12 protein-coding genes are annotated in these 13,282 nt (G+C 43.3%); 4 read left to right on the forward strand and 8 right to left on the reverse strand.

Annotation, left to right across the window (positions count from 1 at the left end):
- Positions 1 to 1,508: iron uptake porin (locus tag F6K49_RS09240; RefSeq protein WP_293096035.1), on the forward strand; the 1,508-nt coding region annotated here is incomplete at its 5' end.
- Positions 1,509 to 1,766: 258 nt separating this feature from the next.
- Positions 1,767 to 2,357 carry a hypothetical protein gene (locus tag F6K49_RS09245; protein ID WP_293070933.1) on the forward strand — a complete coding sequence of 197 codons (591 nt, stop codon included), beginning with the start codon at positions 1,767 to 1,769 and terminating at the stop codon, positions 2,355 to 2,357.
- A gap of 389 nt (positions 2,358 to 2,746) precedes the next feature.
- Here F6K49_RS09245 and F6K49_RS09250 read toward each other — a convergent pair whose 3' ends face one another.
- Complete coding sequence (locus F6K49_RS09250; RefSeq protein ID WP_293096040.1) at positions 2,747 to 3,055, reverse strand: hypothetical protein; 309 nt, start codon at positions 3,053 to 3,055, stop codon at positions 2,747 to 2,749.
- Between the two features lie 367 nt (positions 3,056 to 3,422).
- Between F6K49_RS09250 and F6K49_RS09255 the strand changes: the two genes are divergently transcribed.
- Positions 3,423 to 4,049 (forward strand): PD-(D/E)XK nuclease family transposase, encoded by a 627-nt coding sequence (locus F6K49_RS09255; RefSeq protein WP_293023895.1) that lies wholly within the window; start codon positions 3,423 to 3,425, stop codon positions 4,047 to 4,049.
- 628 nt (positions 4,050 to 4,677) lie between these two features.
- Here F6K49_RS09255 and F6K49_RS09260 read toward each other — a convergent pair.
- The 3 genes from F6K49_RS09260 to F6K49_RS09270 all read right to left on the reverse strand — a co-directional run bounded on the left by F6K49_RS09260 (position 4,678) and on the right by F6K49_RS09270 (position 10,124).
- A complete protein-coding gene (locus F6K49_RS09260; protein WP_293096044.1) occupies positions 4,678 to 6,759 on the reverse strand; it encodes an ABC transporter ATP-binding protein in 2,082 nt (693 codons plus the stop codon).
- A 504-nt stretch (positions 6,760 to 7,263) separates the two neighbouring features.
- Entirely contained in the window at positions 7,264 to 8,535 is a 1,272-nt protein-coding gene (locus tag F6K49_RS09265; RefSeq protein ID WP_293023891.1) for a transposase, read from the reverse strand.
- A 305-nt stretch (positions 8,536 to 8,840) separates the two neighbouring features.
- Positions 8,841 to 10,124 (reverse strand): Glu/Leu/Phe/Val dehydrogenase, encoded by a 1,284-nt coding sequence (locus F6K49_RS09270; RefSeq protein ID WP_293023937.1) that lies wholly within the window; start codon positions 10,122 to 10,124, stop codon positions 8,841 to 8,843.
- Between the two features lie 142 nt (positions 10,125 to 10,266).
- On the opposite strand from F6K49_RS09270, the gene F6K49_RS09275 reads away from it, so the two are divergent.
- Positions 10,267 to 10,857 (forward strand): DUF4126 domain-containing protein, encoded by a 591-nt coding sequence (locus F6K49_RS09275; protein WP_293096047.1) that lies wholly within the window; start codon positions 10,267 to 10,269, stop codon positions 10,855 to 10,857.
- A 98-nt stretch (positions 10,858 to 10,955) separates the two neighbouring features.
- On the opposite strand, the gene F6K49_RS09280 is transcribed toward F6K49_RS09275, so the two are convergent.
- From F6K49_RS09280 to F6K49_RS09295, 4 genes are all read right to left on the reverse strand, one after another.
- Entirely contained in the window at positions 10,956 to 11,171 is a 216-nt protein-coding gene (locus tag F6K49_RS09280) for a hypothetical protein (RefSeq protein WP_293096050.1), read from the reverse strand.
- 243 nt (positions 11,172 to 11,414) lie between these two features.
- Positions 11,415 to 11,768 (reverse strand): methyltransferase domain-containing protein, encoded by a 354-nt coding sequence (locus F6K49_RS09285; protein WP_293096053.1) that lies wholly within the window; start codon positions 11,766 to 11,768, stop codon positions 11,415 to 11,417.
- A 317-nt stretch (positions 11,769 to 12,085) separates the two neighbouring features.
- Positions 12,086 to 12,814 carry a TauD/TfdA family dioxygenase gene (locus F6K49_RS09290; RefSeq protein ID WP_293042407.1) on the reverse strand — a complete coding sequence of 243 codons (729 nt, stop codon included), beginning with the start codon at positions 12,812 to 12,814 and terminating at the stop codon, positions 12,086 to 12,088.
- A gap of 12 nt (positions 12,815 to 12,826) precedes the next feature.
- A complete protein-coding gene (locus F6K49_RS09295; RefSeq protein WP_293042374.1) occupies positions 12,827 to 13,207 on the reverse strand; it encodes a gamma-butyrobetaine hydroxylase-like domain-containing protein in 381 nt (126 codons plus the stop codon).
- Positions 13,208 to 13,282 lie beyond the last annotated feature (75 nt).

A 13,282-nucleotide genomic window follows, 5' to 3' on the forward strand; every position in this document is an offset into this window, starting at 1 on the left:
AAATCAATATCTACAACAACGAGGGCACAAATGTAGATTCGATCGACCAGGTCACCAGTGTTTCCCAACTGCGGGACGTATCTCCTGGTGACTGGGCCTATGAAGCTTTGCGCTCTCTGGTAGAACGCTATGGTTGTATCGCTGGTTATCCTAACCGCACATTCCGTGGAAACCGGGCAACTACCCGTTATGAATTTGCGGCTGGTTTGAATGCTTGCTTGAACCAGATTGAGCGGTTAATTGCGGCTAGCACGGCGGATTTTATTACCAGGGAGGACCTGGAAACCCTGCAACGGCTGATTCAAGAGTTTGAATCCGAATTGGCTACCCTAGGGGCACGGGTGGATAACTTAGAAGGTCGGGTGGCTTTCCTCGAAGACCATCAGTTCTCTACCACCACCAAACTTGAAGGGCAGGTGATCTTTACCCTCGCTGGTGCCTTTGGGGATGAAAAAGCTGATGGTAGTGGAGATGATTTTGATCAAAACATTACCTTAAGCGATCGCGTACGTCTGAACTTCGATACCAGCTTCACCGGGAAAGACCGGTTGAGAGTTCGTTTCGAGGCAGGAAACTTTATTCAACTCAATGATGTGGTTGGTACCGACTCGGCTCGCTTGGGTCATGATGAGGATAATGAGAACAATGTTGAACTTCCTGACTTGTTCTATCTTTTCCCCATTGGTACAAAAACCACGGCTTATGTGGGAACATCTGGACTTGCTATAGATGATCTTTTTGACCCGACCAACCCCTTCGTGGAAAGCAGTGGCAGTGGTGGCTTATCCCGGTTTGTCCGCCGTAACCCCCTAGTCCATCGGGGACCAGAGGGAGCTGGTGGCGGTTTAACCTATGAATTTAGTGATGCCTTGAATCTATCACTACTTTATCTAGCTGATGATGGCGATGCGCCTAGTCCTGCTCAGGGAGATGGATTGTTCAATGGTGCCTATAGCGCTGGTGCTCAACTGGGTATTTCCCCCATTGATAACTTGGAGATATCTTTGACCTACCTCCGTAGCTACCAGCCAGGAGACGATGTCAATCTTACCGATAACACTGGTAGTGACCTGGCCAGGGAGCCTTTTGGCGAGACGGCTACCTCTGCTAATCGCTTTGGAGCACAAGCGAGTTTTCGTCTTACCTCACAAATTCATATCGGCGGTTGGTTTGGTTATATTGATGCTGAAGCAGAAGATGATAATGGTGCGGTGGAAGAAGGTGACAATGCTGAAATCTTAACTTGGTCAGCTAACCTGTCTTTCCTGGATTTAGGCAAAGAGGGAGCTGTGCTGAGTTTTGCGGGAGGTGTGCCACCTAAGGCTACCGACATTGATGGTGCTGATGAAGATAATGATACTTCTTACCTGGTTGAGGCACATTACAAATTCCCGATTAGCAAGAACATCACGATTACTCCAGGAGCCTACGTGATTTTTAATCCTAATCACGATGATGACAATGATACGATTTGGGTTGGAGCCATCCGTACAACCTTTGAGTTCTAGGTAATAGATTCTAGGGTTTGCTATTAGCTATTAGCTGTTAGTTATCAGCAGATAGTGCGTAGGGTGCGTTAGGGACCTGCTAGCCATCATTTTCACGGTAGTCAGGGTTGGGATAGCTTGTCCCGTAACGCACCACCAGCTCTAAAAGCCATCTTTCTTTAGTAACAATCATCCCGACTTCTTTTGGAGGTCGGGGTTTTTGTGCTTGGGTATCAAAATGCTAGGATTTACCCAAAACTCAGCTAACAGGTGCTCTCAATGAATGTTATTAAAATAGGATCATTTCTATCACTGGGCATTATATTCGCACTAACTGGCAATCCGGTTAATGCCCTGCCTGGTCAGAGAACTGATCAAGTTGCTGCATGGATTAACGGTCACCCCACTCTACGGCCTGGTATTGGAGATGGCTTAGTAGTTCGCAAAAGTGATACGGCTGGGGAACGATTTACCTTTCAAGCCACGGTCTTGCCTCCTGGTACCATCTCTTATCCAAAAGACCGGAGTACGATTCGCAGTGAACGCATTGCTATCCATGACCAAGTTAATGGGGTAACCCTCGAACGCCTGGAGGAATCTCTGCGCACTGTCTATGGTCCACAGATTTATCGAGATTACAATAGCGCTCAGTTTGTATATACCTATCCAACTCCTGAAATCTTAGATTTATCACGGCGAAAAAACCTACCACTGTGGTCAGCTGAACAGGGTCAACTTTTGTTAGGAGAACAATACGGCTATTGGATAGAAATAACCCAAAATGATAGCGGCAAGGCTTTCATTGGACAACTTACGGTTTTCCTGAAAGAGGATTTAGGGAAACTAGAAACAGAATTACGAGCACGGTAGGTGAGTATTAATAAGAAGGGAGTCGGGAGTCGGGAGTCGGGAGTCGGGAGTGTGGGGGGCAAGATTACTATAAGAACCCGATCTTATATATAATTATAAGGCATTTCTTGATTCAGCAACACCCGATCTTTACCTATAACCACCTCAAGCTTAGCGGCGCGAGCACCACCTGTCGGGAAAAAGGGCACTATTCGCGATCGCGTCCGCTCCGCTAGAGCGCCCTAGTTCGTAAGATATGGGATGATGCAGCCAAGGTGCATCATCCCATATCTTAAGATGCGTTTGCCCTGTGGATATGGCTCTTGCTAAAATACGGTCGCTTAATTCTAAGTGGTCAGTTACACTAATCATTTTTTTCTTGAGATCGGGGAATAAGCCAGTACAACGGTTTATTTATAACTAGAACTTTCTGAAGTTGGATTAAATAATTCCCACAATCCAACAAACCCGACAAAAAACGTATAAATGCCATAGGTTATAGGATTTTTATCACAACTGTCAGCTTTAAAAGCAGCGATTAAACCTTCAATAAAATGGGAGATTAAAGCGATACTTGCTAGCCACAATGCAGAATAGAGGTTACTTGGTATAGAGCCATCATTTAGCTGTAAATAAATATACCAACTTTCTAGACATAAAGCGCAAGTAATCAAAATAATAGATGTTATTTTAATTATAGAAAATAATTGCTTGTTCATGATCAGATTATCCTGGAGTTAAACCCATAATGTAAACTCTTTTACCTATGTTACTATGATATATAAGTAGTAGGACACAAGTAAAATTAACTGTTGAAATAGGGAGCAGGGACTTCGGAGCAGGGAGCAGACGGACTTTTGGCAACTTTACACAAGTTAATACAGCGATGCAGCTTCGGAACAGGGGGTTTCCCCCACTCGCGCTTTGCATCAAGAAGTGAGGTTTATTTTTGTCCAGGTACTTAGCGTTTGTATCTGGGTTGTGAACACACGAATTGCCTTGCGCGTAGCGCTATATTCCCCCTATTCCCTACTCCCTCCTCCCTACTCCCTCCTCCCTATATAAACCTTGTAACCCGGTAAAACCATGAGATTCATCAGCCCGAAAACTGACTTTGCTTTCAAGAAAATCTTTGGCTCAGATCAGAGTAAGGATATTCTGATTTCTTTCCTAAATGCCATGATCTACTCCGGTAACTCGGTCATCCAGGATTTAGAAATTATTGACCCCTATAGTGCTGGGGATGTAGTGGATTTAAAAGACAAGCTGGTGTTTGTGGAACTTCCGAAATTTACTAAGCAACTGGAAGAGTTGGAAAGTGTGATAGATAAGTGGATCTATTTTATCAAAGAAGCGCCCAACTTAGAAATTATTCCTGACCAGCTCAGGGAAATCCCACAGCTAGAAAAAGCCTTAACTATAGCAAATCAAGCGGGGTTGAATGTCTCAGAAGTGGAAAAACTCCGCAAACAGGAGATGGCTTTGGAGGACGCGCGAGGTGCATTGAGTTTCGCGAAAAGAGAAGGACGAGAAGAAGGGGAAAGAAATTTACTATTGCGACTGCTTGAGAGCCGTTTTGGTAAACTCACAACTAATGCCTTGGCATTAATCGAAGCCTTGACCCACCAAGACCTAGAAGGTTTATCAGAAGCCATCTGGGATTTTCAGACCAGTGATGACTTACTCAACTGGCTGCAAGAGCACTCTAACTAAAAGTAGCTATAGTCAAAAAAATACTAATTAAAGTAGGGTGTGCAAAGTTCTATTATCTAAAATACTCAAAATAACCAAACTGTTTTTGCCCACCCTACAAGCTGATGAACTAGGGGGCAAGTCCTTGAAGTAGTTTATAGCGTTTTTCAATTATGTGAGGTACAGAGTTACTGGTTTTAGGGAACAGGTAACAGGGAAGATTAACCCACCCCTAAACCCTCCCAGGAGGGGAATAGGGAACATGGAAAAAATAATGTGTACCTCATTAGGATAAAAACCGCTATAGTCTAAACTCCATAAATTATCAATTCAAAATTAAAAAATACCCCCGAAATGAATTCAGGGGCTTGTATCCGTTGTCAACAATTCAAAATTATAAGGCTAGTAATTTTGTAAGCCGTCAGCCGTGAGCTTTTAGCTCACGCTACTTGAGGTGCTTAAAATAAACCTAGAACGAGATAATTTAATAATTCCAGATTCATGAGAATTGAGAGTCTGGGGAAAATTCCATGACTCGTCGCACAGACTTCGATACTGATAGCTGATACGCGACACGCTGATAGCTGATACCTTATGTAATTTTGAATTTTTAATTTGGCATTTTGAATTAAAAAAAATCACCTTTCCCTTAATTAACAGACCATGGATCACTAATCTCAGAATTAACAGACCATGGATCACTAATCTCAGGTATTTCCATAGCTTGTCGTCTGTCTTGCTGCTGTTGAATCCGATCCAGAGTACCAGTGGGAATAGAAGCAATCAGCTGACGAGTATAATCCTGCTGCGGTTCTCGATAAATATTGTCAGCTGAACCAATTTCTTCTATTTTGCCCTGGTTCATTACCATAATGCGATCGCTCATGAATTTGACTACACTCAAGTCATGGGAAATGAAGATATAGGTTAAGCCGAAATCCTCCTGCAATTGTTTCAGCAAATTCAGAACCTGTGCCTGTACGGAAACATCTAGAGCAGAAACGGATTCATCACAAATGATAAACTTAGGATTAAGAGCGAGTGCCCTAGCAATACATACCCGCTGGCGCTGACCTCCAGAAAATTCGTGAGGATAGCGATTCATCCAGTCAGGATTTAAATCCACTCGCTCCAACAACTCAGCCACGCGATCGCGTTTTTCCTTACTATTACCCCCAACATCATGAATCAATAGGGGTTCCATGACTGCTTCTCCAATCTTCAGTCGTGGGTCGAGGGAACTAAAGGGATTCTGAAACACAATTTGCATTTCACGGCGTAGTTGCCGCAAACCCATACCCTTGATTTTGGTAATTTCTTGACCATCAAAGTTTACTTCTCCACCCATTGGTTCAATCAAGCGCAGCAATGTTCGTGCTAAGGTAGATTTGCCACAACCGGATTCTCCCACTAAGCCCAAGGTTTCACTAGGATAAACATCAAAGGATACTCCATTCACTGCCATCAGATAGCGTTTCGTCCCGCCAAATACGCCTCGAATGGGAAAGCCTACCTGTAAGTTACGCACCGAAACTAATGGTGGTGTAGTTGTTTGGTTGAAGGTTGTTCGCGTAGCGTGGCCTTTTGGCCAAGGTTGTTTGGTTGAAGGTTGTTTGGTTGAAGGTTGGGAGGTTGAAGGTTGGAAGCTTGAAGGTTGTTCGCCTTTAGCGTTCCCGTAGGGTAGGTTATCTGAGGAAGTTTGAAGCTGGAACCGGTCAACATTCAACCCTTTTGATTTTTCTCGGATCACCTGTTCTCCACTAGGAGTAGTTACCACCTCCATGAAGTCAGAAACAGTCGGTAGGTATGTTATAGTTTGGTCGAGAGTTGGGCGACAGGCTAATAATCCCTTGGTGTAGGGATGGTTTGGTTCAGAGAAAATTTTCCAGACATCACCCCTTTCCACAATTTTGCCTTGGTACATCACCGCTACGCTGTCAGCAATTTCCGCAATCACGCCTAAGTCGTGGGTAATAAAAATCATGGACATCCCTCGGGTATCCCGTAACTCCCTCAGCAAATCCAGAATGGTTGCCTGTACGGTAACATCGAGAGCAGTAGTGGGTTCATCAGCAATCAACACATCAGGGTTACAAGAAATTGCGATCGCAATCATGACCCGCTGCAATTGACCACCAGACAGTTCATGGGGATAGCGCTTTAATATTTCCCGTTTTTGCTGGTTAATGTGACGATTAATTAGCCGTTCCCCCGGTATAGCTTGACCAGGGTTCTCCCGACGGAATTCCTCTAGAAAAGTCTCCCTCAATTGTTGGTCGCTAGGGAGTAGCTTCACCTCTTGAAGACGAGCCATGGCTTGACGCCTTGCTTCTTTTAGGGAAACATCCTGGTGTTGCAGAATTGCTTCTGTCAGTTGAAACCCACAGGTATAAACTGGGTTAAGGGAGGTCATCGGTTCTTGAAAAATCATCGAGATTTGACCACCCCGGTAGGACTGTTTTTGATCAGGACTCACCCCTAGTAAATCCACCCCTTTTTCCCGAGTTGAGGGTCGGAAATAAATCTCGCCATTGGTAACCTTACCAGGATAGGGGATCAAACCCATTATGGCCAAAGACGTGACTGATTTCCCAGAACCTGACTCCCCCACAATTCCTAGGGTTTGTCCTCGACGCAGTTGAAAGTCAATGCTGTCAACGGCTGTGACCTGTTTTACATCGGTTTGGAATTGGACTTTCAGATTACGGACGTCAAGAACATTGTCAGTCATGGCATTCAAGAGGATTAAGTTAGCAGACTTAACTTAAATGATACAAAACTTGACTCTAGGGTTTACTCCCTACGTCAGCTATCAGCTGTTTTCTATCTTCAATCAGATCGATCTGGCTGCTACCTGGGAAGTAAGTATTCAGCTTATGTCCATAGCGCACGGTATTTGAGGTGCTTTTGAATAAAAGAGGTTTGTCAAGGATTTGTTGATAATTTTTAATCAAAGCCCCAAGGTCTTGCTGTGATTGCTATTTGGTAATTTGCCTTTCTATACCAGAGGGAAAATTAACCTTTGATCGTTGTCTGTAAAAGTTGGCGATATGCTCTGCTGGGCTGTATGCGATCGCTAACTAGATAACGCCCTTCCTAAAATTATAAAAGTCTCAAACGTTATAATTAGCAAACCATTAAATATTTGATCATGATTTATCACTAGATTGGTGATAAGTTTTTATGATATATTTGGAAATGCTATATTGACATACTCCCGGCGCTGAATCAGAGATTACAGCGCGGGATTCTCACAAACAGTGATTCTTGACTCAGCGACACCACTTACTGTTTCAGGTTGCCCATCTACAGCAGAGGTGGTAGTCTCCTCAAGCGTTCCCGAATACTCGGAGGTTCCTGAATGCCCTTCAGTACCTGTATTCCACTCAATGCCTAGAATCTTCATGCCCTTCTTTAAAATGTTTAATGCTGCATTTGTATCACGGCAAATTTCTGTCTGGCATTTAGGACATTGATGAGTTCTAGTGCTGAGAGATTTCTTCACTCGATGACCACAATGTGAACAATCTTGAGATGTATAATTCGGTGCAACAGCAATCACTGTTTTATCCCAAACTTTCCCAAAATAGTCTAACCATTGAGTGAATTGATACCACGAAGCATCAGAAATTGACTTAGCCAAGTGATGATTTCTGACCATGTTTTGTATCTTGAGGTCTTCATAGACAACCACATCGTTAGAGTGGACTACGCACCGAGCTAACTTCACTGCCCAGTCTTTACGCTGCCTTTGAACCTTCAAATGTGCTTTACCCAGTCTAATTCTGGCTTTGTGGTAGTTGTTTGATTGAGGCTTCTTGCCTTTGACAAACTTTCTTGACAGCCGCCGCTGTAGTTTCTTAATCCGCTTCTCAGCTTGTCTTAAATACTTGGGATAGATGGCAGAATTGTCATTTTGGTCTTTGTAGAAATACTTCAACCCTAAGTCAATACCGACAACATTTCCAGTATAGTTTCCCGCTTCAAAGCGACTGGCATCAAAGCAGAATTGAGCATAATATCCATCAGCCCGTCTAACCACTCGTACCCGGTTAATTTTAAGTCTGAATAAGTCCTCTCTGGTTTGATGATTACAGAATAGAGAAAACCGACCCGCTTTAAATCCATCAGTGAAATTAATGGTTAAACAGTCCTCTGAAAGTTTCCAGCCAGAGGTTTTATACTCAACTGAACGAGAATACTTTTTGAACTGAGGATAACCTTTGTTTTTGGCTCCTTCACGACAACGACGATAGAAGCTAGATATTGAATTCCAAGCCCTTTCTCCTGAAGCTTGACGAGCCATTGAGTTAAGCTTTTTAGCAAAAGGGAATTGTTGGGCTAACTCTTTGCATAAACGAGAGATACGAGATTTGTCCACATCTGGCTCGTCTAGCCATAGTCTAACTGCCTTATTCCTAATGAACTGTGCAGTCCTTATAGCTGAGTCAAGTCTTGCATATTGAGACTGAGAACCGTTTAATAATTTAGCTTCGCGTACAATCATGATAAAATTTTATCATAAACAAACCCTGATAAACATAGATACTGCATTCTTTTTTATTGGTCGGAATTCATCTCACCGCCAAATCAGAGATTATGGCGGGAGATGAATTCCGACATTTAAGGTAAATGTGGCGTAGGGTAGGTTAGGAAGCCGCTCACCCTGATTTTATTAGTAGCCAGTGTTGGCACATTCTGTCCGGGAATGAAATGGGCAAGATGCCCGTTCCACCAAGATGCCCGTTCCACCAAGATGCCCATTCCACCCACCAGCTCAAACAGCTTTTAGGAGATGCACCCCTTTCGGATTTATTTACAGTAATAATCTCTAGTTCCTTTAGCATCCAGGGAGTCTCCCAGGCGATTCAAAGCATGAACATAAGCAGCTGTGCGCATGGAAACTGCTAGTTCCTGAGAAAGTGACCAAATTGTTTCAGTTTCTTCCACCATTTTTTCTTTCAGACGCTGATGGACTTCATCGAGCTTCCAATAGTGTCCACTCCGGTTTTGTAACCATTCAAAATAGCTAACGGTGACACCTCCAGCATTAACCAAAATGTCAGGAAAAACATAGATGCCTTTTTCTTCCAAACGATTGTCAGCTGTCGAGGTTACTGGTCCATTCGCTACTTCAAAGATATAGTTTGCTCTGATATTATCAACGTTTTCTTCAGTGATTTGATTTTCCAAAGCAGCAGGAATCAAGACATCCACATCTAAGGCTAAAAGGTCTTGATTAGTAATGACTTCATGCTCAACAATATTGCAAACGCTACCTTTACAGTAAACGGCTTTAATGCCTTGACTCGATGTTTTATATTGGCGAATACTGGGAATATCTAAGCCTTTTTTGGCATAAATACCCCCTTGAGAATCACTGACAGCCACAACTTTATAGCCTGCTTTAGCTAACAGTTGCGCTATGACAGCACCAGCATTACCAAATCCTTGCACGGCTACGGTGGTATTTTGAGGCAGCTGGTCAAATTTAGGCAAAATGGATTCAATCACAAAAAACGCGCCAGTAGCGGTAGCGGTATCGCGACCAACACTCCCTCCCAAGGCCAAGGGTTTACCTGTGACGACCCCTGGACTGATTTGACGGCGAATGACGCTGTATTGATCCATCATCCAACCCATAATCATGGAGTTGGTGTAAACGTCGGGAGCGAGAATATCAATATCAGGCCCAATGAAATCTGCGATCGCATCGATGTAACCACGACTTAACCGTTCCAACTCCAGCTTCGATAAGGCTTTAGGATTTAGAGTAATTCCCCCTTTGCCACCCCCGAAGGGCAAATTTAAGGTAGCACATTTAAAGGTCATCCAAAAGGCTAAGGATTGGACTTCATCTAAACAAACATTGGGATGATAGCGCACTCCCCCTTTTGCTGGTCCCCTGGTGGTGTCATAGCGAACCCGATAGCCCTGAAACATCTGTAACGAGCCATCATCCATGCGGACTGGGATGGAAACGCTCAAACTAGATTTGGGATATTTTAAGCGTGCGATCGCATCCTCCGAAATTGACACATATTTCAGTGATTTATGCAATCGTTTACTGGCATCAGCAAATAATGACTCAGACATGGCCTTATTTCTCCAGCTAACAGTATTTACCATTTACCCAGTCGTAGTTATTTAATTTAATCACATAAAAACTGTATATTTTGTTACATTATGCTAAGCTTGACTGGTTTATAGTAAACCTCTTGCCAAAGTCACGACGCTCATGATTGCACTCCTCGCCGCCCTCTCAGCTTCCGCTGCGGCAGGAATGAGAATTGCCCTGCCCCTGTTGGTGATTGGTTTGCTCCAAAGTGACCAACTCTGGTCGAAGGTACCGTTACTGTCACAGATTCATCCCCCAGTCTTGCTGACTATCTTGACAATTTGGTCATTGGTGGAGCTATTTGCCTCCAAAAATCTATTAGGACAGCGAGTCTTGCAAATAGTTCAGCTACTTTTAAGTCCTCTAGTAGGGGCAATTCTTGGTATTGCTGTGACTCAGTTTGCTGAAGAACTAACGGGATTTGTCTGGGTGGTGGGTATTGTCGGCGGCTTATTAGCCTTCGTACTCCAGTTAGTTCAAGTAGGATGGTTCTACCGTTTGCGTGGCTTGCCTCTGTGGGTAGTTTTTCTTCAGGATTTTCTGTGCGTAGTTTTGATAATTTTGGCTTTTGATGCTCCTGAACAAGGAGGATTAATCGCTTTACTGCTACTGTGGTTAGCGATTCGCAGTGCTAAGCATTGGTATCGTTGGTATTTTCGAGGTAAGCGTTCCCGTATGAGTGATCAAAGCCATGACCAGAATCCTGACTGACGCGGATAACTTTTAGGCGAGAATTCCTGCGCTATATTCGTGGTTGGTGAGGGTCTCTTGGGAGCTCCGTTTTTAGGTCTTTTGGATATCGTTCAGGATTACCCATGATCTTGAGCTTTGACAGCCTGTAGCACTTTTAACATTGTATCCGCTGCCTCAACCGCATCATAAGGCGACCACACTGGGTAAGACTGGTCAGGTTTAATTAAATCCGTTTCTTGTTGGGCTAGTTCCGAAATCAGAATCTGTATGATATGGAACTTGTCTGAGCGACTCAGTTCTCTCAAGGTCGAGATTAGTTCTGATGAAACCATAAAACACTCCGGTCAAGTCGAGCGTACTTTTCTATTCTAATAGTCCTCGTCCGCTGCCATGAAGTTTTATTTGCTGGACTTCAGTATCTATAGCAATCCTATCTGATTCGTGAAATAAATGGGCTGCTTTAAAGAAGAAGGCAGAAGGCAGAAGGCAGAAGTGAAAAGAGTTGGAGCTAGTTTTTAAAAAGTACACTTATTTGACAAATGAATGATTTAGGATTGCTATATTAATGCTTAAATTTATTGAACCTGATAGGTCCAGATTTCTACAGGAGTCTTCTGCTTAGTATTAGGGTGGGAATAATATTTATCCCCGCGCTCGATTAATTGCCATTGATCTGATGACTCTAAGTTAGCCATCTTTGCTTTAAAATCTTGGCTGCTTTCGTAAAAATCAGGGCGCATTAAAATTATATAACCTTCTGGTTTAGTAATGCGAATTAACTCATCAAAAGCATGACTGGGAGCATGATTATAAGTAAATAATCCAACATTGATATTGGCATCAAATGAATTCGATGAGAAGTCTAAATGCTCTACCAAAACTTGCTGATATAACTCCCTATAGACATTTTTTTGACGCGCTTTATTCAAATTTACTGGGACAGATCAATAGCAACTAAGTGACGGTAGCCTTCCTGGTAGAGCCTTTGACCAACCAAGCCTGTTCCTGCCGCAGCATCTAAAATTTTTGCACAGGGATGCGCTTGAGAGCAATCTCGGCAATTTTTTGTAGTGATACGTAGTCGCCATAACCAGTAAAATCATGATCATACTCCTCAGCCCATATGTCATAGTTCGCGATAATTTATTGATTATTTTTAGAACTGTAAACTTTACTGACTCTATCTGTTATACTCATTTTTATTGCTGATAGTATTGTGCTTTTTATTAAAAATAAATCTTAACATTTAACCTTGCCCTCGGCTGAGAACTCGCATTTTAGACATTAAGTCATCTGTATCTACATAACAGCCAATTAGATACCGCGATCCACTGTTGAGATTAAAGTGGGTACGGGAATGAAGGATACGACGATTGTCAAAGGCGATTAAATCCCCTGGTTGTAGTTTGAAGCGGACTTGATAGCGACTTTCTTTGACACGTCGGTACCAGGTAAGCAGAGCGTTATAGCAGGCATCGACCTGATTGTAGGGCACTTGTAACGTACCTCGTTGGGAGGTAATGCTCCGTACTTCACGAATCTGATTATAGCGATCAAGGACAATCATTGGTCCTTCGACACGATAATCTTCTTCATTGGTACTATACTTCCATTCCCAAATCGTTTCACACAAATTGCGAAAGACTTCTGGCTCTGACTGACGCAAATCCTCTGCCACCCGAAATGCATCCACAAAAACATTCTTCTCACCCTCAGCATCATTCGTTAGGCAAAATAGCATTTGTACACCTGGCTGTAACTCACGAGTTGCCAAATCGGTATGTAATGGTAAGGCAATATTTGTGTAAGCTACACTATCAGCTAGAGGTCTGTTTATATCAGCACGGACATGGAAAAATAAACCGAAACTAGAATTGCGTAGTGACCCAATTAGGGCAGCCACGTCAGCACTCGATTGTTGTTCCGGTGGCAGATTCCGCAGTAAACCCAATCCGGTTGTGTAAATTGCTCGAATCCAGGCGGCGCTTTATTCTGGGTTGGTGAGCACAGTAGGACCATCAAAGGTAGAAACTGCTCCCAAAGATTCCCGATCCCAAAGCTTGCGCTCAAATTGAACTAGTGGAGTCAATTCTCCCTCTAGGTCGTAGGCATAGTGGCGCAACCAACCGGGATGGTAACGACTGATGTAATCTTCTGGCTGCCAGTGAATTACTAGAGACCCACTGTCGTCAACAGAAACCGATTCAATCGAGAGATTTTTGGCAACTTCATCGATTTCAAAGATTGGTTCGCGGGTAGATAGTTTAATAGAGTGTTCGGAAGCACAATTATCCCGTAGCCAAAGGGTATGAAAACGACTCTTCAACCCATCATCCCAAGTTACTTCCACCCCATTAGTTAAAAGCACTGCCTGGGTGATGAGCTGATGTGATGGGTAAGAGCTGATTCGTAAAGTAAATCTTAAGAAGTCTGAAAGCCTTGC

The sequence above is a fragment of the Moorena sp. SIO3I6 genome (assembly GCF_010672095.1).

Coding starts and splice junctions, on each gene's coding strand:
- F6K49_RS09245 (WP_293070933.1), top strand. CDS start 1,767: ATGAATGTTATTAAAATAGGATCATTTCTATCACTGGGCATTATATTC.
- F6K49_RS09250 (WP_293096040.1), bottom strand. CDS start 3,055: ATGAACAAGCAATTATTTTCTATAATTAAAATAACATCTATTATTTTG.
- F6K49_RS09255 (WP_293023895.1), top strand. CDS start 3,423: ATGAGATTCATCAGCCCGAAAACTGACTTTGCTTTCAAGAAAATCTTT.
- F6K49_RS09260 (WP_293096044.1), bottom strand. CDS start 6,759: ATGACTGACAATGTTCTTGACGTCCGTAATCTGAAAGTCCAATTCCAA.
- F6K49_RS09265 (WP_293023891.1), bottom strand. CDS start 8,535: ATGATTGTACGCGAAGCTAAATTATTAAACGGTTCTCAGTCTCAATAT.
- F6K49_RS09270 (WP_293023937.1), bottom strand. CDS start 10,124: ATGTCTGAGTCATTATTTGCTGATGCCAGTAAACGATTGCATAAATCA.
- F6K49_RS09275 (WP_293096047.1), top strand. CDS start 10,267: ATGATTGCACTCCTCGCCGCCCTCTCAGCTTCCGCTGCGGCAGGAATG.
- F6K49_RS09280 (WP_293096050.1), bottom strand. CDS start 11,171: ATGGTTTCATCAGAACTAATCTCGACCTTGAGAGAACTGAGTCGCTCA.